This window comes from Polaribacter sp. M10 (assembly GCF_054968445.1).
Genome location: NZ_JBSSBG010000001.1, coordinates 466079 through 487199, shown reverse-complemented (window position 1 = coordinate 487199; position 21121 = coordinate 466079). Strand labels below are relative to the sequence as shown.

The window sequence follows — 21121 nt, the reverse complement described above, 5'->3', positions numbered from 1 at the left end:
CAGTAGCTTAAAAAGTGTTGTTTTTTTTAACTCGAATTGAACTGTAGATTTTAATCTTCGGTGTTAGAGATTTTGATAGAAACTTCATTTATTTTTGCTCCACTCATTTTTAATATTTTCAAACTAAAACCTTCAATATCAATTAGTTCATTTTCTTCAGGAATGTTTTCTGTGTGCTCTATTATAAAACCTCCTAAAGTTTCGTAAGCTTCAGATTTTGGTATATTTAAATCGTATTCTTCATTTAAATAATCAACCTCTAATCTTGCAGAAAACTTAAAAGTGTTTTCGTTTATTTTTTCTTCTAAAAACTCTTGAGAATCGTGTTCATCTTCAATTTCTCCAAACAACTCTTCTACAATATCTTCTACTGTAATTATTCCAGAAGTACCTCCATATTCATCTACAACTACTGCAACACTTTTGCGCTTTTTCATTAAAGTATTTAGAATATCGTTAATCATCATAGATTCTGGTACAATTTCTAAAGGCAATAAGATAGATTTAATTGTTTTTGGTTTTTTAAATAACTCGAAAGCATTTACATAGCCAACAACATCATCTAAAGAAGTTTTGTAAACCAAAATTTTAGACAAACCTGTTTCTATAAAAAGGTTTTTTAAATTGGTTACGGTTTCGTGCATTTCTACAGAAATAATTTCTGTTCTTGGCACCATAACTTCTCTTGCTTTTACATTTTGAAAAACCAATGCATTTTGAAAAATTTGGATTTCGGAATCCATTTCATCATCATCATTACCAGTTTCTAGTTGTTCATTAATGTAAATACCAAGCTCTTCTTTACTAAATTCAGTCTGTTGCTCATCTGCATTAGTTTTAAAAAAAACGCGCAGAAAAAAGTCTGAAATCATTGTAATAAACTCTGAAAAGAAATGGAATAAATTATAAAAAATATAGGCAGGAAAAGCAAAGATTTTTAAAACTTCGTTAGCATAAATTCTAAAAATAGCCTTGGGTAAAAACTCTGCTGTAATTAGAATTATAATGGTAGAAATTACAGTTTGAATTAATAACAAAGAAAACTCGTTAAACGATTCTGTTGAGATAAATCTGATAAGAAATTCGCCCATATAATAACTGTAAATTACCAAAGAAATGTTATTACCCACTAACATTGTAGTAATAAACTTTGATGATTTTTGAGTTATTTTAGTAAGTATTTTAGGTATAAAACCTTCTCTTTTCTTTTCTAATTCGATATGCATTTTGTTGGCGGATACAAATGCAATTTCCATACCTGAAAAGAATGCAGATAGCAAGATTGATATAATGATAATTATGAGTTCAACCTCCATTAAGAACTTAAATTATTGCTTGTTTTGATTGTTTCTTTCTTGAACTTTTTTTCTAAAATGTCTTTTAAAGAAAAACACTAATGTAATAAAAATTGCAAAACCAAGAAAAAAATAAGCTCTTGTTCTCTCTGAATTCCAGCGAACTATACCTTCTATCAAACAAATAAAAGCTACCATTAAATATCCGTATTGAAAAAATTTCCAAATTTTATTCATAATTTATTCTTCTGAAGTTTCTAATTTTCCTGTTGTTTTTTTTGCGAGATGTTTTGTTAAGTCGTCTCTAGACTCAAAACCAACTCCAAAAATAGTATCACTTTCTTTGGTGAGTTTAAATGCTTTTTCCGAAACAAAATATTTTGTTTTTTGGTCCCAAAAGAGTTGTTCAGTTTCTAATCTAGATTTATCTGTATGATTTACAACCACAACATTCCCTTTAATTTCTGAAATAGATGTTGTTGCATAAGAAAGAGCATAATCGCCAATTATTGTTACAGAGTCTAAACCTTTGTTTTCGAAATTTATAATTTTAATTCCAGAAGGAAATTCTCTATAAGGATGATCTTGTCTATTGCTATAATCGAGCATTAAAGGTGTAATCAATTTAGATGTTACTCTACCAGAATCTTTATAAACATGATAAGCATCTTTAGATGTACCAATAGGCAAATTTTTATCCGCTAAGAAATCTCTTGCTTTTTGGGTATCTTTAGAGCAAGAAAAAAACACTACTGTTAAAATAACAGCAGTGCTTTGTAATAATATTTTATTTTTAATTCTCATTATTTGCCACTAGAAGCAACCTTAACAGTTTCTCCAATCCAACATTTAATCGTATAAGACTCACCAACTGTAGCCCCTTTTGTAAAGATTACTTTTTTACTTGGTAAGTTAGCTCTATAAGTTGCAATGTATTTTCTTGCTGTAGAAGAGATACTTGGATCTACTGCAGAAGCTCTTAGAGCTTGTCTTAATGCAGCAGCATATACCATTCTTTTTTCGAACTCATCAGAACCACACCCATTAACACTAGATTGATATGCTCTACCAATTAATAAATATGCTTTACCGTAATTAGGGTTAAACTTTAAAGCTTCTCTTGCTAAACTTCTTGCTTTAGATTTTTGACCTCTAGCTAAAGCTGCTTGAGCAAATTTTAATTTAGTTTTCGCTTTCTTTAAAGGGTCTGTTTCTAAATCAAATGCTTTTTGTCTCATTTCAGCAGCTCCACTTGTGTCTCCATTTTTCTCTAAAATACCAGCATAAAAAGAATATGAATCTGGAGATGGAGTTGCCTCTGCATAAGCTTTTGCTAAAGTTTCGAATAAAGGATCTTCTTGACAACCTTTGTTAAACATTCTAGATACCGCTCTTCTTAACCAAACTGCATTTGTTTTGTTTGCTTCAAAATCTCTCTGATAAATAGGGATTAATCTTTCGCAAGTTGCAATCTCTGAAATAATATTATCTAAACCACTTTCTATTTGACCTAATGCTTTAGAGTTAATAGTATAAGCTCTTAAATATCTTTTTTCTTTTGCGCTTAAAACTTTTGTTGAATCTGCTGTAAGTTTGATAATTTTCTTAGTGTAATCATCTAGTTTTACACCTACAGATTCAATTACATCATCATAAGTATCGAAAACCTTTTGTGGCTCTACATCTTTATATTTATCTGTTACTCCTTGAAAATATTTGTAAATGTTTGTTACACTCATATCTTTAGGAGATATTTTGTAGGCAGTTTCTAAAATATTAAAAATCTCAGAATCTGAAGCTAATTTGTTTTTAGCTAAATACGTTGCATAATCACTATGTGCTTTTGCAAGATTATTTTTAGTATCATGGTGCTCAGGAAAATATTTAAGTCTTTGCTCATATACTTTTTTAGCAAGTGCAGGATCTTTTTTAACATCCTCTGCCAAAGTAGAACCATATTTATAAATATTTACAGATAAATCTTGGCAATTGTCCATTAAATAATTCCAATTTGCAAAGGCTTCATCGTATTTTTTAGATTTAAAATCACCTTTAAAAAGGTTGTACTTAATTTGGCACTCTCTGCTTGTGTCTTCTTGTCCATTTGTTTTTGCTGTAACTAGAAGTACTGTAACAGCTATTAAAAACGTAATTTTCTTCATTTTTGTTAATTTTTATTAATCTATTTTCCTTTTTACGAACCAATTGTCTGTCAAAGATAAACTTAATCTAAAATTAAAATAATTTTCTTGTATTAAATTATTTTCAGTTGTTCCTCTTTTACCATACTCAAAACCTAAGTTTACAGTTGATAATTGTTTCAGTGGTATACCTAAACCAAAAGATATGCCAAAGTCTTTAATTTCTGTAAAATTTGAATTATTACCAGAACCATCAACCAATAAACCTGTATTTTTATAACTTACACCTGCTCTATAAGTAACACGATTCCAATAACTAGAAATCGAATTTATTTTTGGTAAATAAAAACCACCTAAAGCAATTCTGTTCGATTTTCCATACCTGTAAGCTCCTGTTACATTTGCTAGTAAGCCAGTAGTAGAAATTGCATCTTGATTTTCATACTCTATACCAGCATACCATTTATCCAACTCTCCAACACCTACACCAACTATAGATTTTACGGGCAAGTTAAAACTACCATCAATAGGAATTATTTTATCGCCATTTTGATCTGCAAGCGTATCTCTAACAAACTCACCACCAGTATTTGTAAGCGTTAAACTATATGTTAAGCTTTCTCCAGTTACATCAATATCATTTCCTAAGCTTACGCTAGCCCCCGCACTTACAATTAAATTATTTTTTAATTTGTGTTCATATTGAGCGCCAAGCTTTACTGAAGCTCCTTTAATTTCTGACTCTTCTCTATATTTTGTAGCCAAAGAAACATTTGCAATTTGTTTAGTAATGCTATTTTCTACATTCCCAAAATTATAAGCTCCTTCGATACCTAAAGATAAACCTTTGTATATTTTTATACCAAATGCTCCATGAAAACTATTTACTCCTCCATTTCCTTCAAACAAAGAAATTTCAGTAGTATTCCCATCAGCATCTGTCGTAAAATTAGATAATGAATATCCTACAGAAGATACTGGTTGCAAACCAAAAGAAAAACCTGCATTTTTACCAATTGGAAAAGCCAAAGCTATGTAAGACAAACTTGTTGATGTACTGCTTTGTTTGTCATCTACAGTTTTAATAGTTAAATCGTTATTTAGCAGACCAACACCATAAGTGGTATATCTTAAATTTGCGTAAGCTGCAGGATTTGTAAAGTTTAAATACTTGTAATGGCTAAAAGCAACACCAATGCCTCCCATTGAACTTTGCTCTACTGTATTAGCACTAAATTCGTCTCCAATACCAAAATATGAATAAGGGGAAGAACTTGTTCTTTGCCCCATAAAAGTTAATGAAGTAAAAAGTAAAACAATTATTACAATGTTTCTAATCATTTGTTTTTGTTAAATATCAATATTTCATTTAATCCTTCTAGGAGAAAATTTTGATTGGCAAATATGCTACTTTTTAATTGTTTTGACAAGAAATTTGTGTCGCCACCTGTTAAAACCACTGTTAAATCTAAATATTTCTTTTTATATTGATTAATTACACCTTCAATTTCTTGAATTACACCATTTACAACCCCAGAATTAATACTCTCTTTTGTGCTGTTTCCAATAAAATTTTTCGGTACATTTTTTTCTAATAAAGGTAATTTTGCTGTAAGTTGATGTAGCGATTTATATCTCATTTCTATTCCTGGAGAAATTGCACCTCCTAAATATTCTTTTTCTTTATTTACAAAATCGAAAGTTATGCATGTACCAGCGTCAATAATTAAAGTATTTTGGTTTGGATATTTAATTACAGCACCAAAAACCAAAGCAATTCTATCTACACCTAAGGTTTTTGGGGAACTATATAAATTCTGAAAAGGAGTTTTTATTTTTGATGAAACAAGTATTAACGGAACAATTTCTTCTATTTTTTTAATCTTATTTAATGAGATTGAAGCAACAGAAGACATAATTGCACCAGTTATTTGATATTTTTTTAATATTTTTTTTACTTCGGATAAAATTCTGTTTTTATCAAAAATTTGCAAATCAACAATTATACCTTGCTCAAAAACAGCTACTTTTACTCTTGTATTACCAACATCAATTATTAGGTTCATTCTTGTTTTTTATAGGATTTCAAAAATACAATAGATTTTTTTTAATTTTTTTATAGGAGATATAAAAAAACATATTATATTTGCATCCGCTAAGGCAATGGTACCTTAGCTCAGTTGGTAGAGCAAAGGACTGAAAATCCTTGTGTCCCTGGTTCGATTCCTGGAGGTACCACTTAAAAGCCCAAACAATTTGTTTGGGCTTTTTTTGTACTTATAATTTATTTTAAAATATCTTTTACAATTTTTATATGATGATTGGTATGCAGTTTTAAAAATTTAACCGTCTGTTTTTTATTTAGATGTTTAAATATTGGATGCTCAAAATAACTATTATCATCCAAATCTTTTATCAATTTTAAATTTTCGTTTGCCAAATTTAATTGCGCTTCTAAATCTTGCTTTAAAACAGTTTCTGGAGGCAAAACCCTTTTAGGTGCTTGTACTTTACCTCTAGGAAAAGCTCCTACAGCAAATGTTATTGTTCTTATTAAATGAAATGATTTTTGATATTCTTTTGGATCTGATTTTATTAAAAAATTTGTAACCCCAAGAATTACTTTTAAAGAATGATCAAAATGCCAACCAACATTTGATTTAGAAACTTTTTTATTAGAAACATCTATGGCATTTAAATGTTCTTTAATAAAATTGAATTCTTTAGATAATAACATATACATTGATTTATAGTTTCTAATTTACAAAAAAAATCCAGCTAAACAGCTGGATTCTTATTGTTATTTCATCATTTTAAGATTATTAATCTCTAAATTTGTAAGCTCTCTCCATCTACCTCTTGGTAAATTTTTCTTTGTTAATTCAGCAAAAATTACTCGATCTAATTTATTTACTTTATAACCAACATGCTCAAATATTTTACGCACAATTCTATTTCTACCTGAGTGAATTTCGATACCAATTTCTGTTTTTGGCTCTCCATTTACATAAGAAACTGCATCAATAAACACTTTTCTACCTTCAATAATTACTTCTCCTCTTAGTTTTTCTAAGTCTTTTAACTCTAATTTTCTATCTAAAGAAGCATGGTATAACTTACGTACATTGTGTTTTGGATGCGTTAATTTTTTTGCCAAATCACCATCATTAGTAAACAACAATAAACCAGTTGTATTTCTATCTAATCTACCTACAGGATAAATTCTTTCTTTAGATGCATTTGCTATCAATTCCATTACAGTTTTACGACCACGATCATCATCCATAGTAGTAATATAATTCTTAGGTTTATTAAGCAAAACATATCTTTTTTGCTCAGGAGAAATTGCAGTTCCATCAAAACGAACAACATCATTAAGCTGTACTTTATAGCCCATTTCTGTTACTAATTTTCCATTTACCTCTACACTTCCATGCTCTATATAAGTATCTGCTTCTCTACGTGAACAAATACCTGAGTTTGCAATGTATTTGTTTAAACGAACTCCAGATGTTTCATCAGATTTTTGAGCTGGTTTCATTTTTTTAAACTCCTTTTTAACACTTTTTCTGTTTAGAGGTGTGCTTTTTTTACCTTCTTGTCGTCTTCGCGACGAGTTTTTATTTGAATTCATTTTTTAAAATTTTTGCAAAGGTAGATAAAGAATTTCTCGAAACCTAAAATCCTAATAATAAAGCGAAAACCAATTTTTACACTTTGATTATTAATTTAATTTATCGATAACTTTATCAATAATTAAAGAGGTATCAATAAAAACCAAACTAAAAACACCAACTAGAAGTAATAGCTTTAAAATGTTGTGTAAAAATCGATACTGACTTCTTTTTGTGGATTTTGACAAGTAGAATCCTACAAAAATTAACGTGATTAAAGCCAGATAAAAATAGTATTTCATGTAGCTTAATTCAGGATAGCTAAATAAAATTACGACTGGAAAAATAGTTAGAAAAAGGAGTGCAAAACATAATTTTTTAGTGTTTTTTTCTCCATAAGATACTGTAAACGTCTTGTAATTATTGGCAATTGCACCTGTTAAATTTTCTAATTCTTTTACTAATTCTCTAAGCATAATCACCAAAAACAGAAAAACAGCGTGAACAAAAATAATTTTCGAGAAGTTTTTGTAATACACAAAAATGGCAAAAAATGGTAAAATTGTTAATATTGTTGCAGACAATAGGCCCCTAAAAGGGTGCTTTTTTAAATTGTGAGAATAAAACCAAATGGCAAAAATATAAATAGCAAAAAATAACGCAGCTTTCCAAGAAACTAAAAATCCGAAGATAAACCCTATAAAATTTAACGTAAAATAAAGCGATAATTTGGTTTCTTGTTTTATGTAATTATCCAACCCCGATTTAAATGGTCTGTTAATTCTATCTACTTGACTGTCGTAAAAATTATTGATAATATAGCCAGAAGCTACAACACAAACAGTGGCAATTACAATATAAAAAAGGTGTACATCAAAAACAACGGAAGCCGCCGAATTTTGCGAAGAAAAAATAAATATAGAAGCTAAATATTGGGCAAAAATCAGTACTAAAATATTGTAACCTCTTACAACAGATAATAAGCTGAATATTTTTTTAAAAAAAGTCTTCGTTTTTGAAGCACTCATAAATGCTTTTTTAGAATCTATATACCAATTCTAATTTGTAGTTTTCTAAACTTTTTTGTGCTTTTTCATAATCTTGAGTAAATCCTAAAATATAACCTCCACCACCAGAACCACAAAGTTTTAAATAATAGTCATTTGTGCTAATTCCTTTGGCCCATACTTTATGAAAAGCATCAGGAATCATTGGTTTAAAGTTCTTAAGTACTACTTTAGATAAACTTTTAACATTGCTAAATAAAGATTTTACATTGCCTTGTAAAAAATCTTCTATACATGCATCTGTATGAATGGCAAATTCTTCGCTTAACATTTTTCTAAACCCTTCGTTTTTCATCTTATTCATAAAAATGTTAACCATTGGCTCAGTTTCTCCTGCTTGTTCAGAATCTAATAGAAAAACAGCACCTTTACCTTCTTTTTGAGACGGAATACCTGCTGGCTCTATATTTTCTTTAGAATTGATTAAAATTGGTAAACTTAAATAAGAGTTTAAAGGATCTAAACCAGAACTGTTTCCGTGAAAAAAAGATTCCATTAAAGAAAAAATTGCTTTTAATTTTAATAGTTTTTCTCGGGTTAAATTCTCTAAAACCGTAATTTTATCTTGTGCGTATTTATCGTAAATAGAAGCTACTAAAGCACCAGAACTACCAACTCCATAACCTTGTGGAATTGAAGAATCGAAATACATACCATTTTCTAAATCCGCTTTAAATTCATTGACATTAAATGATACCAATTCTGATTTTAAATTAGAAATGTAATTGTAAAATTTGTATAAATTTTGATTCGATGTTTTAGAAATACCTTCTAAATTTTCTGAAGTTTTTAAAGCACCTCTGTAGGTATTGTAAGGAATTGCCAAACCTTTAGAATCTTTTATAATTCCATATTCTCCAAAAAGTAGAATTTTAGCATAAAATAAGGGTCCTTTCATTTCTTTTTCGATTAAAGTACAAAAATACGAATTAATATCTAAAAGTAAGATTATCAATCATTTTTGTAGAAAAATTTCCAAATCCCCACTTTTTCTCCATCTTTATATCTTCCTTTAGATTTTATTTTTCCATTTTTATAGTACGTTTTCCAATTGCCGTCTTTTGTTCCGTTTTTGTACTTTCCGTCAACTTTTAAGTTTCCAGAAGCATAATATTCATTGAATTTGCCATCCAATTTTCCATCAACAACATACGTTTTTCTGTAAACAGTTTTGTTTTTATAAAAATAAGTAACATCGCCATTTAGCTTTTTACCTATTTTGTAATAAACTGCTTTTGCTTTGCTTGTTTCTTTTAAGTTTTGATCTAGCCAAACTGTTTCTTGAACCGTAAAAGATGATGTTAAAAAAATAACTATAAACCCTAAAATTAAAGCTGAACCTCTCATAATATGCTATGTTTTTACTACTTCAATTTTAGATCATTTTTGCTCCAAAACCAACAGCATCACAAATATAATGATTTTTCTGACAGAATTTAGAAAGCTCATTTTCAATAAATTGATTCACGCTTTCTTTTTCTTTAAAAGGATATAAAACATGCACATTAGCTCCTGCATCTAAGGTAAAACAAATATTACTGTTTTGTTCTTTTCGATATTCCCAAATTTTATTGATAATTTCTAAAGTATTAGGTTTCATTAAAATAAAATACGGATTGCTGGTTAACATCATTGCATGCAATGTTAGAGCTTCACTTTCTACTAAATTGATAAACTCTTTTAGGTTTCCTTCTTGAAGGATTTTAGACATCTTACCCAAATTTTCATTGGCTTGTACAAAACGACTTTCTGCATAAGGATGATTGTGCATTAAGTTATGACCAACAGTACTAGATACTTGTTTTTCACCTTTATCAACCAATAAAATGGCATCTTGATAATTCTCAAAAATTGAATGCACTTGATATGGAAATTGCACTCCAAATAAATCTGAACTTCCTTCAATTTCTGGATGTTTTCCCCAAACCACTAAAGGCCCTTCTATACTTCTGCTTGCAGATCCAGAACCTAATCTTGCTAAAAAAGATGCTTTTTTGTTGATATATTCCTCAGACAATCCAGAAATAATTTCATTTTCTAAACTTAATAAACATCTTGCAATAGCAGATAAACCGCTTGCAGAAGAAGCAATTCCACTTGAATGCGGAAAAGAATTCTCTGAATTAATTGTCATTTTATAATCAAAAATATAAGGACAATAAGTTTGAATTCTTTTAAAAAATGCTGCAATTTTAGGTTTAAATTCTTCTTTTTCTTTGCCCTCGAAAAACAAATCAAAAATAACACGTTTGTCTTTGGTTAGTTTACGTTCAAATGCTATGGTTGTTATGGTATGGCAATTGTTTAGCGTAAAACTAATGGATGCATTTTTTGGGATTTGTGGGTTGCTTTTTCCCCAATATTTTACCAAAGCAATGTTGCTTGGGGTTTGCCAAGTAAAACTAGTTTTGTCAATAAATTTTAAATCGGATTTTACTAAAAATTGATCTGTATTCAAGGTCTGAAAATTTATGACAAAGATAAAGTTTCAACTACACTTCTGCTAATTTTTGCAAAACGCTTTCTTTATAACTCCTACTTATGGGCAGGGCTTTTTTATCAATTTCAATAAATTCGTTGGTGTAAGAAGTAATTTTATCAAAAGAAACAATAAAAGATCTATGAATTCTAATAAACGATTTCCCCTCTAATTTTTGCTCTAAATTAGAAATGGTTTCTCTGGTTATAATACTCTTTTTTGATGTAAATATTTTTACATAATCGCTTAAACTTTCGATGTATAAAATGGATTCAAAATCAATCTTTACCATTTTTCTGTCTGCTCTTACAAACATAAAATGGTTGTTGTTTTTTGAATCTTTTATAGGATTTACTTTCTCTACAGCTGCCAAAAAACGATCATAAGAAATGGGTTTTAACAAATAATCTGCCGCCATTAAATCGAAACCATCTACAGCATAATCTCTGTAAGCTGTTGTAAAAATAATTTGTGCTTTTTTATTGATGATTTTTGCCAAGCTTAACCCAGATATTTCTGGCATATTAATGTCTAAAAAATAGACATCAACTTCGTTTTCTTGCATAAAAACCAAGGCTTCTGAAGCATTTTTACAACTTTTTATTAATTGTAAATTAGCAGTTTTATCTATGTAAGAAGCTAAGATTTCTCTTGCCATTGGTTCATCATCAACAATAACACATCGCATTTTATGCTTCATTTTTTATGGGTATTTTTAAATCGATGGTAAACAAGTTTTCATCTTCAGTAATCTTTAAAAAACCATCTTTACCATACAACATGTCTAATCTTTTTTTAATGTTTTGCAAACCAATTCCTTTTTTTGAACGGACTTTTTGCTTGGCTGTATTTTCGACATTAAAACTTATAAATTTATTATCAACCTGTAAACTAATATTCACTTTTAATGTGCCATCAATTTGCCATCCGTGTTTAAACGCATTTTCTACAAATGGTAATAATAACATAGGTGGAACCTGCAAAGCATCATCAAAATTATCTTTAATAATAGCAACCTCTACACTATCTTGAAATCTACTTTTTTCTAGCATGATGTAATCTTCTATATGGCTGATTTCATCCTTTAAAAATACAAAAGGCTTTTCTACTTGATATAAAATATAATCTAACAGACTCGATAATTTTAAAATCATTTCTGGAGCTTGATCCGATTTTTTTAAAGCAAAACCATACAAAGTATTTAAGGTGTTGAATAAAAAATGCGGGTGAATTTGCATCTTTAAAAACCTCAACTCTTGTTCTTTTAGTTCGAGTTGTGTTTGAAGAAATCTGTTTTCTAATGCTTTTTTTTCTTCAATAGATTGATAATTGTGTTTTAGAATTTTAAATCCGCCTGCAAGCGCAATATTGAGCAAGCTACAAACTATAATTACTCCTGAATTTTTAGTTAAACCTGGCATTTTCTGAAACTCTAAATTGTAGAAAAACACAAAGCCAAAAACCACTGTCATTAACACTGCACAGACTATAAATACAAGTGCATAAAAAACATATAACACAAATGATTTGTATTTTTTTGTAAGTAAAAAATCGGGAATTAAGTAATACACTACCACATAAGATGCAACTATGGTAATGACGCTTAAAATTGTAGAAAACCAAAAAATAAAATTTTTATTCTCTGAACCCACACTAAAAAACACAAAGAAAAAAAACCAAACCACCAACCAAAACAACAGGTGTAAAGGAATCTTTTTTAATAATCGTTTTAAGTGGTGCTTCATCTTACAAAGTAACTATTATTAATTTCTATACACTTTAAATATAGATGAATTTTAGATTTAAACCCCTATTCTACCAAATTAAAGCTGTTTTTGTATTTCTATAGAATTTCTGCTAAATCCTTTTAAAAATCCGTTACTGGTCGCATTATAAAATATTGCTTAGCTTTAACAAATACTTTAGCAGCATAATTTAAAAAACTTTATTATGAATTTTATTTTTGAAGGTGGACCAATTTTTATGGTTCCTTTATTACTGCTCTTGATCGTTATAATCGTCTTATTTTTTAAAGGTTTAAAAGATAATTCTGAAAAAAACTTAAAACTATTAAACGCTTTAGCCCTATTTACTTTTGTTTTTGGTGTTTTAGGTTTTGTTGTTGGACTTTTAGGAGCGTTGGAAGCAATTTCAGCAAATACAGTACCTATTTCTCCTCAAATTTTAGCAGGTGGTTTAAAAGTTAGTTTAATATCTCCAGCATTTGGAATGGTTATATTTTTAATTGGAAAACTATTTTCAATTATACTGACTTGGAAAAAAGCTTAAAAATTTTTCTTGTAAATTTGTTGAAAGCATCTTCTCTCTTCATTAGAGTTGATGCTTTTTTGTTTGTATTTTTGCAACTTATGTACACTAAAAAAGCCTTTTTATTGTTAAATGGAGAAGCTCCAAAAAAAATTCCTGATTTAACAAAATACGATCTTATTTGTGCCACAGATGGCGCTTATCAATATTTAAAAGAAAAAAAGATTCAACCTAATTTTATTAGTGGCGATTTTGATTCTTTAGACCATTTACCTACTGATGTAGAAATAATTCATACACCCAATCAAGATTTTACAGATTTTGATAAAATTTTAAATATTTTGTTTGATAAAGGTTATACTCAGATTGATGTTTATGGTGCAAGTGGCAAAGAACAAGATCATTTTTTAGGAAATTTACACACGGCCATTCAATGGAAAAATGAGTTAAATCTTACTTTTTTTGATGAGTATGGTTACTATTTTTTAGCTGATACAGTTACAGAAATTACAGATTGTCATCAGAAAATTATTTCTTTACTTCCATTACCCATTGCAAAAAATATTACCACTAAAGGTTTGCAATATCCATTAAATAACGAAAATTTAGAATTCGGAAAAAGAATAGGCACAAGAAATAAAGCCATTACTAATAATGTAACCATTACTTTTAACAGTGGTAATCTGTTTATTTTTATCAACCATAAAAATCAAGAAAATTGAGTAGAAAAATAAAATTATTGTGGGATTTTAGAGGACCAGATGCCCAGGAAACTGCTAAACATCATACCATTCATTTAAAAGAATTTGCAACTTTAGAAAATTTAGATTTTCATGAAATTGATATTCTAGAAAAAAATCCGATGTTGTTTTCTGCGTTTATTACTGTTCATGAAAAAGACATGAAAATTTACAGAGACGCCTTAAAACCTCATAGAGGAGAAATTGGATAAAATAAAACTATTTTAAAATTTCGTTAAAACAACACAACTTAAAATAAAAAATTAAGTCTTATCATTTCGGTTTTAATTGAAATTTACAGCAATCACAAAACCTATTTTGTTTAAAATTAAAATTTAAAGAGCTATTTTAGCTAGGTAAATTTAGCAAAAAACTAAGCTTTAAATACTAGCAAATTACACAAAACAAAAAAGGGTAATCCTAAAAATTTAAACTACTATCCTAAAACAATTAAAATGCAATCAAAACTTAGTAAAACTAATTTTTCTAAAATTGTAAGTTTATCATTTTTAATATTGATTCTTGTTTTGGTTGGATGTTTTTCTAAACAAAACAATCAAGAATATAAGTACACCTCACAAGTATATCAAACCTCTTATGCTGGTGATAATCTAAAATTAATAAACACTAACAAACTTAAGACAACTGATAAAGAAATAAAAAAAGTAACCTTAGAATTATTTCCAAATAAAGAATTTCAAAAATATTATGGTTTCGGAGCTTCATTTACAGAATCTTCTGCTTGGAATTTAGCTGTAATCCCTGTTAATTTGCGTAAAGAGGTACTTACCAAAATGTTTAGTCCAACAGAAGGCGCCGGTTTTTCTTTAACCAGAACGCATATAAACAGTAGCGATTATTCTAACACTCATTACACTTACATAGAACAAGGTGATGAAGATTTATCTACGTTTAGTTTAAACGAAGATTTAAAAGGGTTTTCGGGAGATGAAAACGAACAAGTTAAAAACATTGAGTTAGTTGATGCTACTTACGATCTTATTCCTATGATTTTAGAAGCTTCTAAAATTCCTGGAGCAGATTTTAAAATAATTGCATCTCCATGGAGCCCTCCTTCTTGGATGAAATCTGGTGAAACAAACCTAATGACAAATGGTAGTTTATTACCTAAATACTATCCTGTTTGGGCAAAATATTTATCAAAATATATTAGTGCCTATGCAGAAAAAGGAATTGATATTTGGGCAATAACACCTCAAAATGAACCTTTACATTATCATGACGCAAGATGGGATAGTAATGGGTTTACACCAGACCAAGGTCGTGATTTTTTAAGAGACCATTTAGGACCTCAACTTGTTAAAGATGGTCTTCTTAATATTGATGATTTAGATGCAGGAATTAAAATACTTATTTACGATCATAACAAATCTACCATGAATAATTATGTAAATACAACCTTCAATGATCCTGAAGCAGCAAAATATGCTTGGGGAACTGCTTTCCATTGGTATGCAAATTCTGAATTAAAAGACAATAATTACTACGCAGAAGAATTAGAAGAATTACAAAAGAAATGGCCAAACAAAGCTATGATTCATTCTGAATCTAGCATAGACATTGATAGCAAAAACCCAATTGGTCAATATTTTAGAGAAAGTACAGATTATGCAGGTACTTTTGTTCCTTTTGAAACGTATGCGTATGATATTATTAGCGATTTAAATCATGGTACACAAGGATATGTAGAATGGTGTAGTATTTTAAGCCATAAAGGACAACCAAATCCTTATGATAATTTTAATAGTGCTCCAATTTTAATAAACCCAGAAACAGATGAAGTAACATATACGCCTTTGTATTATTTATTAAGTCACTTTAGTAAATTTATTCGTCCTGATGCCGTAAGAATTGACTTAAATGGAGATCCCATAGAGGGATTAATTTATACGGCTGCAAAAAATACAGATGGTTCTATTGCAATTGTAGTTTTCAATAATAATGATGAAGAAACTGAATTATCTTTTAAAATTAAGGATGAAACATACACTTTTACAATAGCAAAAAAAGCGATGCAAACTATTGAATTAAAAAAGAAACCAAATACAAAATAAATACATTCTTGTTCTATATATAAATGAAAATCTATTAAATTTCAGATTTTTAGTATTTTGCAAACTTGTTTAAAATCAACAATTTATTTTCGATTACTACTTTTTTTTATCAATAAACTTACCAGACTTCATATCAATAATATATATCAAGTTAAATATAAGTAGATCATCCGATTATATTTTGCAAATAAATGCAGTCAAAAACAAAATGGTTTTCTTAATTTGTTTGATATTAATTCTTAAATATATGGAAATTTAAGTAGATTGCTCCTTTAAATATTTCAATTTTATATGAAAAACGTAGTAATTACTGGTACAAGTAGAGGAATTGGTTTTGAGCTTGCACAATTATTTGCCAATAACAATCACAATGTTTTGGCGCTTTCTAGAAATAGCAAACCATTAGAAGAAGTAAATCATAAAAACATAAAAATACTTTCTGTGGATATTTCTGATGATAATGATGTAGAGAAAGTATCAGATTTTATTAAAAACAATTGGAAAAAAGTAGATATTTTAATCAATAATGCAGGGAAATTAATCAACAAACCTTTTACAGAATTAACTTCTGATGATTTTTTAGAAGTTTACAAAGTAAATGTTTTTGGAGTAGCAGCCTTAACCAAAAATTTAATTCCTTTTTTACAAAAAGGAAGTCATGTAGTTACCATAAGTTCTATGGGTGGCATACAAGGCAGTATGAAATTTGCAGGTTTAGCAGCTTATTCTTCTGCAAAAGGCGCTGTAATTACCTTATCTGAATTGTTAGCAGAAGAATACAAAGAACAACAAATTGCGTTTAATGTTTTGGCCTTAGGCGCTGTACAAACAGAAATGTTGGCAGAAGCTTTTCCAGATTATAAAGCACCACTTTCTGCAAAAGAAATGGCGAATTATATTTTTGATTTTTCTTTAACCGGAAATCAATTTTATAATGGTAAAGTGTTACAAGTGTCTAATTCTACACCTTAATTTTTTTTTTGATATCACATTGAAGAACAGCTATCAAAATTACATACCGCAAAAAGCAATTCCTTTTGTACAATTTTTAATTGACAAACATTCTTTTGATTTAAAAATCGTAGAACAACGTCAAACAAAACATGGAGATTTTAGAAAATTACCTAATGGTAAATTTCAAATTACGGTTAATAATAATTTAAACAAATATCAATTTTTATTAACGCTCGTGCATGAAATTGCACATCATGTTACGCATCAAAAATTTGGGAGAGTTCAGCCTCATGGAAAAGAATGGAAAACTGTTTTTCAGCATTTAATGTTGCCTTTTTTACGACCAGAAATTTATCCTGCAACCATGTTATCGCATTTGGCAAACTATTTAAAAAACCCCAAAGCAAGCACAGATTCTGATGTAAATTTATCGCTAGCCTTAAGAGAGCATCAAGCTGAAACTGGTAAACATTTTATTTTCGAAATTCCTGTTGGCAGTTTATTTTCATTTAAAAACACAGTTTATAAACGCGGAAATAAACGAAGAACAAGAATAGAATGCTTAAATATGCACAACAAAAAGGTATATTTATTCAATCAGAATGTAGAAATAGAACGCTACAAATAAGTTTATTTTTCTCTTTTAATAAACAACGTATCTAGATTCATTTCTTTTTGCAACCAATCTCTTAACTCTCTTTCTTTAGGTGATATGATACTGTCTGTTAAACTTACATTCCATTTAATTGTAGCAACAGGAATGGTATCTACTTTTATAAAATCTTTAGAAGACAAAACATTTGCAAAACCAATAGATTCAATATCAGAATACCTAATTTTTGCATCTTTGGCAATAGTGCTAAAAGTAATTACATTTTGATTTTTATTTAAAGCGTCTTGTTCAATTCTATTATTTAATGTAGAAATTGTCTGTTGTAATTCTGCAATTTGCTTTTGTAAACCAGCAATAATATTTTTACTTTGCTGCAACTCTTCTCTTTTCTCTTTATAAGCGGTTGTAATTAACTCAAAACTTTTGGTATCGCTACCTTTAATTTTTAGCTGAAAATCTTTTATTTTATGGTATTGTTGATTTTTTAATTGATTGCTTAATAAGTTGCGTTCTCCATCAGTAACCTCGTTAAAGAAACTCAATTTTATTTCTTTTTTTGCTATATCAACTTCAGGATCTCCAATTAATTGAAAACTTTCGATTTCTTTTATTTCGCTATTGATAAAATTAGTAACCTGTAAATCTATCTGACTTTCGTTAAAAACTTTAATAAAAGTAAAAATTGCAGGAATCATTACTGCAAAACCAACTACAGTTGCAATAGTTGCATAACGTTTTCTTTTTGCTGCGTTTGCGTATTTGTGCATTGGAAAACGCAATAACTTTAACACTAAAAAAGTAGCTAAAGCAATAAAAATAGTGTTGATCGTAAACAAATACATCGCACCAAAAAAGTAAGCAAAATTACCTTTTGCCAAACCATAACCAGCTGTACATAAAGGAGGCATTAAGGCTGTTGCAATGGCAACACCAAAAATTACTGAGGCAATTGTACCTTTTTTTGTTCTGGCTACCATTAACGCTAATCCACCAAAAAAAGCAATTAAAACATCGCGAATATCTGGACTTACTCTACCTAAAAGTTCAGAATTATCTTCACTTAATGGAAAAAAATAAAAGAATAAGAAAGAGGCAAATAAACTCAGCCCAATCATCGTTCCTAAATTAATTAACGACTTTTTAAAGGTGATGATATCATTTAAGGCAAACGACATTCCAATACCTAAAATTGGCCCCATTAATGGTGATATCAACATGGCTCCAATTACAACTGCTGTAGAATCTGCATTTAAACCTATAGAAGCCACAAAGACTGCAAAAATAAGAATCCATGCTGTTGCCCCTTTAAAAGGAATATCTGCTTTTATGGCTTCTATAGTAGCTTCGTGATCTGTATCGTGTCTAAAATCAAAAAGTTCGATTAAAAACTTTTTAATACTTTCAAAAAGACCTAAAGCATCTTTCTGAACATTTTGCTTTGAGCTTTCTGAATCGTTTTCAGGTTTTTCAGTTGGCTGAATATTGTTTTTGTGAATGTCTTCTTCCATATATAATATTAACAATGTTGGAAAGATACAAAAAAAGGTAGTTTTGTTGATATGAAATTATTCAAGATAAATCTTATCAATTTCTAACTGAAAATTTTGCTCTTTTTTATTCCCAATTAGCAGAGCTATTTCTTCGATAACATCTGAAGAAAAATTTGGGATATCTAATTTTCTTCCTCTAAATGCAGGATACATTGCTGCTAAATTTACTTCAATTAGCTCCCATTCTCCTGAAGTTCCAAAAACTTTGATGTAAGAATAAAAATTTGCAAGCTTGTCTTTTATTCTAAATTGATAATTTTTTCTATCACCTTTTATTCTTAATATCACTTTAGAAAATTTAGAAACATTTATCTCATTAAAACGATATCTCAATGAAGAAAAACCGCCATTGTTTTCTAAAGAAACTTTTCCGAAATAAATTCCATTTCCATTGGAATCGATTTTAATATTTCCTTGAGAAATGCCTCCCATAACAACATCATCTACAATCCTCCATAGAGAAATATCAGCATCTTTAGAAAAATTAAAAATTGTATGATTGTTGTTTTGCATAAATAAAAGTATAAGAAAATAGAAAATCGGTTTCATCATTTATTCTTTTTTAAGACATTTAAAAATAAATGATTTATTTAAAAAGTAACACATTTTAAAAAACAAAAAACTCTGCAATAATTTGCAGAGTTTTACTTGTTTGTTGTGACCGGGCTGGGGCTCGAACCCAGGACCCTCTCCTTAAAAGGGAGATGCTCTACCAACTGAGCTACCAGGTCAATTATTTTTCCTTTTTAGCGGGTGCAAATATATAAGTTATTTTTAATAAAACAAATCTATTTTTAATTTATTTCATTTAAATATGCTTCTCTAACTTTCTTAAATAAATTAGAAGAATACACAAAGTTTACAACAGCCTCATTATCAGTTTTAAAAATCTCTTCACTACTGCCTTCCCAAGCTTTTGTACCATTTTTAAGAAAAAGAATTTTTTCTCCAATTTCCATTACAGAATTCATATCATGTGTGTTAATTACGGTTGTAATTTTATATTCGTCTGTAATTTCTTGAATTAAATTATCAATTACAATAGCCGTTTGTGGATCTAAACCTGAATTTGGTTCATCGCAAAATAAATATTTAGGCTTCATTACAATTGCTCTTGCTATAGCAACTCTTTTTTGCATACCTCCAGATAATTCACCAGGGAATTTAGTATTAGAATTGTCTAAGTTTACTCTTTTTAAAACAAAATTTACTCGGTCTAACATTTCTGAAAGTGGCTGTTGAGTAAACATTTTTAAAGGAAACATTACATTTTCTTCTACTGTTTGAGAATCGAAAAGAGCACTTCCTTGAAAAACCATTCCAATTTCTTGCCTCCATTGTCTTTTCCCTTCAATGGTAAATTCTGTATTTATTCTACCATCAAAAGCAATTGTACCTTGTTCTGGTTGGTGTAGCCCAATTAAAGATTTTAAAAAAACCGTTTTTCCTGAACCACTTTGGCCAATAATTAAACTCGTTTTTCCGGCTTCAAAAGTGGTAGAAATCCCCTTTAAAACTTTTACATCTCCAAAACCTTTATGTAAATTTTTAACTTCTATCATTTATGTAAGTAACATTTGAGTTAAAAAATAATTTGCAATTACGATTAAAATTGTTGTCCAAACCACAGATTGAGTACTTGCTTTACCTACTGCAATCGATCCTCCTTTTACATAATAACCATGATAAGAAGGTACTGTAGCTATTAAAAAAGCAAAAACTAAGGTTTTAATAATTGCATAGGCAATTAAAAAAGGTTTAAATTCTGTTTGCAAGCCTTCTATATAATCTACACCACTAAATAAATCTGATAATACACCTGCAATCCACCCTCCAAAAAGGCCTAACATCATTCCTAATAAAATTAAAAATGGGTAAAAGAAAACAGTGGCAATTACTTTTGGTAAAACTAAATGATTTAAAGAATTAATACCCATAACATCTAAGGCATCAATTTGTTCTGTAACTCTCATTGTACCAATGCTAGAGGTAATATAAGACCCTACTTTCCCTGCCAAAATTATAGAACAAAAAGTGGGTGCAAATTCTAAAATAATAGATCTTTTAGTGGCAAAACCAATTAAAGATTTAGGTATAAAAGCGCTGTCTATATTTAAAGCTGTTTGTAATGCAATTACCCCTCCAATAAAAAAAGAAATAAACATAATAATACCCAGAGATTTAAGACCCAACTCTTCTATTTCTTTTAACAAAGATTCATAAAAAATCCTTGCTTTTTGCGGTCTTTTAAATACCTGCTTCAGCATTATAAAATATTTACCAATATGCTCTATATAATTCACAGAATAAATTTTATGCTAAATT

The 21121-nt window shown here is 29.0% G+C and carries 24 protein-coding genes and 2 tRNA genes; 7 read left to right on the top strand and 19 right to left on the bottom strand.

The features are described 5' to 3' along the window. Positions 1-50 precede the first annotated feature (50 nt). The 6 genes from ACWYN7_RS02150 to ACWYN7_RS02125 are packed head-to-tail and all read right to left on the bottom strand — an operon-like array spanning position 51 to position 5502. Positions 51-1316 (bottom strand): hemolysin family protein, encoded by a 1266-nt coding sequence (locus ACWYN7_RS02150; protein WP_462858192.1) that lies wholly within the window; start codon positions 1314-1316, stop codon positions 51-53. Positions 1317-1328: 12 nt separating this feature from the next. Next, positions 1329-1532, bottom strand: coding sequence for a hypothetical protein (locus ACWYN7_RS02145; RefSeq protein ID WP_462858191.1), 204 nt, complete (start codon positions 1530-1532; stop codon positions 1329-1331). Between the two features lie 3 nt (positions 1533-1535). Beyond that, complete coding sequence (gene lptC, locus ACWYN7_RS02140; RefSeq protein ID WP_462858190.1) at positions 1536-2099, bottom strand: LPS export ABC transporter periplasmic protein LptC; 564 nt, start codon at positions 2097-2099, stop codon at positions 1536-1538. Next, complete coding sequence (locus tag ACWYN7_RS02135; RefSeq protein ID WP_462858189.1) at positions 2099-3457, bottom strand: tetratricopeptide repeat protein; 1359 nt, start codon at positions 3455-3457, stop codon at positions 2099-2101. The genes lptC and ACWYN7_RS02135 overlap by 1 nt, the downstream gene beginning before the upstream one ends. A gap of 15 nt (positions 3458-3472) precedes the next feature. Next, positions 3473-4777, bottom strand: a complete 1305-nt coding sequence (locus tag ACWYN7_RS02130) for a hypothetical protein (RefSeq protein WP_462858188.1) — start codon at positions 4775-4777, stop codon at positions 3473-3475. Further along, positions 4774-5502, bottom strand: coding sequence for a type III pantothenate kinase (locus tag ACWYN7_RS02125; protein ID WP_462858187.1), 729 nt, complete (start codon positions 5500-5502; stop codon positions 4774-4776). Before ACWYN7_RS02125 ends, ACWYN7_RS02130 begins: the two co-directional genes overlap by 4 nt. A 99-nt stretch (positions 5503-5601) precedes the next feature. Here ACWYN7_RS02125 and ACWYN7_RS02120 point away from each other — a divergent pair. Beyond that, positions 5602-5674 (top strand) — tRNA-Phe (locus ACWYN7_RS02120). Between the two features lie 46 nt (positions 5675-5720). Here ACWYN7_RS02120 and ACWYN7_RS02115 read toward each other — a convergent pair. The 8 genes from ACWYN7_RS02115 to ACWYN7_RS02080 form a co-directional block, all read right to left on the bottom strand. After that, positions 5721-6173, bottom strand: coding sequence for a DUF1569 domain-containing protein (locus ACWYN7_RS02115; RefSeq protein ID WP_462858186.1), 453 nt, complete (start codon positions 6171-6173; stop codon positions 5721-5723). Positions 6174-6236: 63 nt separating this feature from the next. Next, complete coding sequence (locus ACWYN7_RS02110; protein WP_462858185.1) at positions 6237-7070, bottom strand: pseudouridine synthase; 834 nt, start codon at positions 7068-7070, stop codon at positions 6237-6239. A gap of 90 nt (positions 7071-7160) precedes the next feature. After that, positions 7161-8078 carry a geranylgeranylglycerol-phosphate geranylgeranyltransferase gene (locus ACWYN7_RS02105; RefSeq protein WP_462858184.1) on the bottom strand — a complete coding sequence of 306 codons (918 nt, stop codon included), beginning with the start codon at positions 8076-8078 and terminating at the stop codon, positions 7161-7163. Between the two features lie 10 nt (positions 8079-8088). Further along, positions 8089-9015, bottom strand: a complete 927-nt coding sequence (locus ACWYN7_RS02100) for a mevalonate kinase family protein (RefSeq protein WP_462858183.1) — start codon at positions 9013-9015, stop codon at positions 8089-8091. 53 nt (positions 9016-9068) lie between these two features. Then, complete coding sequence (locus ACWYN7_RS02095) at positions 9069-9464, bottom strand: toxin-antitoxin system YwqK family antitoxin (protein ID WP_462858182.1); 396 nt, start codon at positions 9462-9464, stop codon at positions 9069-9071. Between the two features lie 28 nt (positions 9465-9492). Continuing rightward, positions 9493-10575 (bottom strand): diphosphomevalonate decarboxylase, encoded by a 1083-nt coding sequence (locus ACWYN7_RS02090; RefSeq protein WP_462858181.1) that lies wholly within the window; start codon positions 10573-10575, stop codon positions 9493-9495. 34 nt (positions 10576-10609) lie between these two features. Continuing rightward, a complete protein-coding gene (locus tag ACWYN7_RS02085; protein WP_462858180.1) occupies positions 10610-11296 on the bottom strand; it encodes a LytR/AlgR family response regulator transcription factor in 687 nt (228 codons plus the stop codon). Continuing rightward, a complete protein-coding gene (locus ACWYN7_RS02080; RefSeq protein WP_462858179.1) occupies positions 11286-12341 on the bottom strand; it encodes a sensor histidine kinase in 1056 nt (351 codons plus the stop codon). The genes ACWYN7_RS02085 and ACWYN7_RS02080 overlap by 11 nt, the downstream gene beginning before the upstream one ends. Before the next feature lie 205 nt (positions 12342-12546). Between ACWYN7_RS02080 and ACWYN7_RS02075 the strand changes: the two genes are divergently transcribed. The 6 genes from ACWYN7_RS02075 (at position 12547) to ACWYN7_RS02050 (ending at position 17261) form a co-directional block, all read left to right on the top strand. Continuing rightward, positions 12547-12885 (top strand): MotA/TolQ/ExbB proton channel family protein, encoded by a 339-nt coding sequence (locus ACWYN7_RS02075; RefSeq protein WP_462858178.1) that lies wholly within the window; start codon positions 12547-12549, stop codon positions 12883-12885. A gap of 80 nt (positions 12886-12965) precedes the next feature. Next, positions 12966-13586, top strand: coding sequence for a thiamine diphosphokinase (locus tag ACWYN7_RS02070; RefSeq protein WP_462858177.1), 621 nt, complete (start codon positions 12966-12968; stop codon positions 13584-13586). Then, on the top strand, positions 13583-13816 hold the full coding sequence (locus tag ACWYN7_RS02065) for a hypothetical protein (protein WP_462858176.1): 234 nt from the start codon (positions 13583-13585) through the stop codon (positions 13814-13816). The genes ACWYN7_RS02070 and ACWYN7_RS02065 overlap by 4 nt, the downstream gene beginning before the upstream one ends. Positions 13817-14059: 243 nt before the next feature. Next, a complete protein-coding gene (locus tag ACWYN7_RS02060) occupies positions 14060-15679 on the top strand; it encodes a glycoside hydrolase family 30 protein (protein ID WP_462858175.1) in 1620 nt (539 codons plus the stop codon). A 291-nt stretch (positions 15680-15970) separates the two neighbouring features. Then, positions 15971-16651 carry an SDR family NAD(P)-dependent oxidoreductase gene (locus tag ACWYN7_RS02055; RefSeq protein WP_462858174.1) on the top strand — a complete coding sequence of 227 codons (681 nt, stop codon included), beginning with the start codon at positions 15971-15973 and terminating at the stop codon, positions 16649-16651. 19 nt (positions 16652-16670) lie between these two features. Further along, on the top strand, positions 16671-17261 hold the full coding sequence (locus ACWYN7_RS02050; protein WP_462858173.1) for a SprT-like domain-containing protein: 591 nt from the start codon (positions 16671-16673) through the stop codon (positions 17259-17261). Positions 17262-17263: 2 nt separating this feature from the next. Here ACWYN7_RS02050 and ACWYN7_RS02045 read toward each other — a convergent pair whose 3' ends face one another. The 5 genes from ACWYN7_RS02045 to ACWYN7_RS02025 all read right to left on the bottom strand — a co-directional run bounded on the left by ACWYN7_RS02045 (position 17264) and on the right by ACWYN7_RS02025 (position 21099). After that, a complete protein-coding gene (locus ACWYN7_RS02045) occupies positions 17264-18754 on the bottom strand; it encodes a DUF389 domain-containing protein (RefSeq protein WP_462858172.1) in 1491 nt (496 codons plus the stop codon). A gap of 57 nt (positions 18755-18811) precedes the next feature. After that, entirely contained in the window at positions 18812-19309 is a 498-nt protein-coding gene (locus ACWYN7_RS02040) for a CIA30 family protein (protein WP_462858171.1), read from the bottom strand. 145 nt (positions 19310-19454) lie between these two features. Next, a tRNA-Lys gene (locus tag ACWYN7_RS02035) sits at positions 19455-19527 on the bottom strand. A gap of 63 nt (positions 19528-19590) precedes the next feature. Then, complete coding sequence (locus tag ACWYN7_RS02030; RefSeq protein ID WP_462858170.1) at positions 19591-20358, bottom strand: ABC transporter ATP-binding protein; 768 nt, start codon at positions 20356-20358, stop codon at positions 19591-19593. Next, positions 20359-21099: an MlaE family ABC transporter permease gene (locus ACWYN7_RS02025; RefSeq protein WP_462858169.1), complete on the bottom strand. Its 741-nt coding sequence runs from the start codon at positions 21097-21099 to the stop codon at positions 20359-20361. It abuts the gene before it with no gap. Positions 21100-21121 lie beyond the last annotated feature (22 nt).

What these genes read in the sequence shown, in the direction of transcription:
- ACWYN7_RS02055 (WP_462858174.1), top strand. Translation starts at nt 15,971, where the DNA reads ATGAAAAACGTAGTAATTACTGGTACAAGTAGAGGAATTGGTTTTGAG.
- ACWYN7_RS02115 (WP_462858186.1), bottom strand. Translation starts at nt 6,173, where the DNA reads ATGTTATTATCTAAAGAATTCAATTTTATTAAAGAACATTTAAATGCC.
- ACWYN7_RS02085 (WP_462858180.1), bottom strand. Translation starts at nt 11,296, where the DNA reads ATGAAGCATAAAATGCGATGTGTTATTGTTGATGATGAACCAATGGCA.
- ACWYN7_RS02040 (WP_462858171.1), bottom strand. Translation starts at nt 19,309, where the DNA reads ATGCAAAACAACAATCATACAATTTTTAATTTTTCTAAAGATGCTGAT.
- ACWYN7_RS02075 (WP_462858178.1), top strand. Translation starts at nt 12,547, where the DNA reads ATGAATTTTATTTTTGAAGGTGGACCAATTTTTATGGTTCCTTTATTA.
- ACWYN7_RS02110 (WP_462858185.1), bottom strand. Translation starts at nt 7,070, where the DNA reads ATGAATTCAAATAAAAACTCGTCGCGAAGACGACAAGAAGGTAAAAAA.
- ACWYN7_RS02045 (WP_462858172.1), bottom strand. Translation starts at nt 18,754, where the DNA reads ATGGAAGAAGACATTCACAAAAACAATATTCAGCCAACTGAAAAACCT.
- ACWYN7_RS02060 (WP_462858175.1), top strand. Translation starts at nt 14,060, where the DNA reads ATGCAATCAAAACTTAGTAAAACTAATTTTTCTAAAATTGTAAGTTTA.
- ACWYN7_RS02080 (WP_462858179.1), bottom strand. Translation starts at nt 12,341, where the DNA reads ATGAAGCACCACTTAAAACGATTATTAAAAAAGATTCCTTTACACCTG.
- ACWYN7_RS02125 (WP_462858187.1), bottom strand. Translation starts at nt 5,502, where the DNA reads ATGAACCTAATAATTGATGTTGGTAATACAAGAGTAAAAGTAGCTGTT.
- ACWYN7_RS02150 (WP_462858192.1), bottom strand. Translation starts at nt 1,316, where the DNA reads ATGGAGGTTGAACTCATAATTATCATTATATCAATCTTGCTATCTGCA.
- ACWYN7_RS02130 (WP_462858188.1), bottom strand. Translation starts at nt 4,777, where the DNA reads ATGATTAGAAACATTGTAATAATTGTTTTACTTTTTACTTCATTAACT.
- lptC (WP_462858190.1), bottom strand. Translation starts at nt 2,099, where the DNA reads ATGAGAATTAAAAATAAAATATTATTACAAAGCACTGCTGTTATTTTA.
- ACWYN7_RS02100 (WP_462858183.1), bottom strand. Translation starts at nt 9,015, where the DNA reads ATGAAAGGACCCTTATTTTATGCTAAAATTCTACTTTTTGGAGAATAT.
- ACWYN7_RS02095 (WP_462858182.1), bottom strand. Translation starts at nt 9,464, where the DNA reads ATGAGAGGTTCAGCTTTAATTTTAGGGTTTATAGTTATTTTTTTAACA.
- ACWYN7_RS02145 (WP_462858191.1), bottom strand. Translation starts at nt 1,532, where the DNA reads ATGAATAAAATTTGGAAATTTTTTCAATACGGATATTTAATGGTAGCT.
- ACWYN7_RS02030 (WP_462858170.1), bottom strand. Translation starts at nt 20,358, where the DNA reads ATGATAGAAGTTAAAAATTTACATAAAGGTTTTGGAGATGTAAAAGTT.
- ACWYN7_RS02105 (WP_462858184.1), bottom strand. Translation starts at nt 8,078, where the DNA reads ATGAGTGCTTCAAAAACGAAGACTTTTTTTAAAAAAATATTCAGCTTA.
- ACWYN7_RS02135 (WP_462858189.1), bottom strand. Translation starts at nt 3,457, where the DNA reads ATGAAGAAAATTACGTTTTTAATAGCTGTTACAGTACTTCTAGTTACA.
- ACWYN7_RS02070 (WP_462858177.1), top strand. Translation starts at nt 12,966, where the DNA reads ATGTACACTAAAAAAGCCTTTTTATTGTTAAATGGAGAAGCTCCAAAA.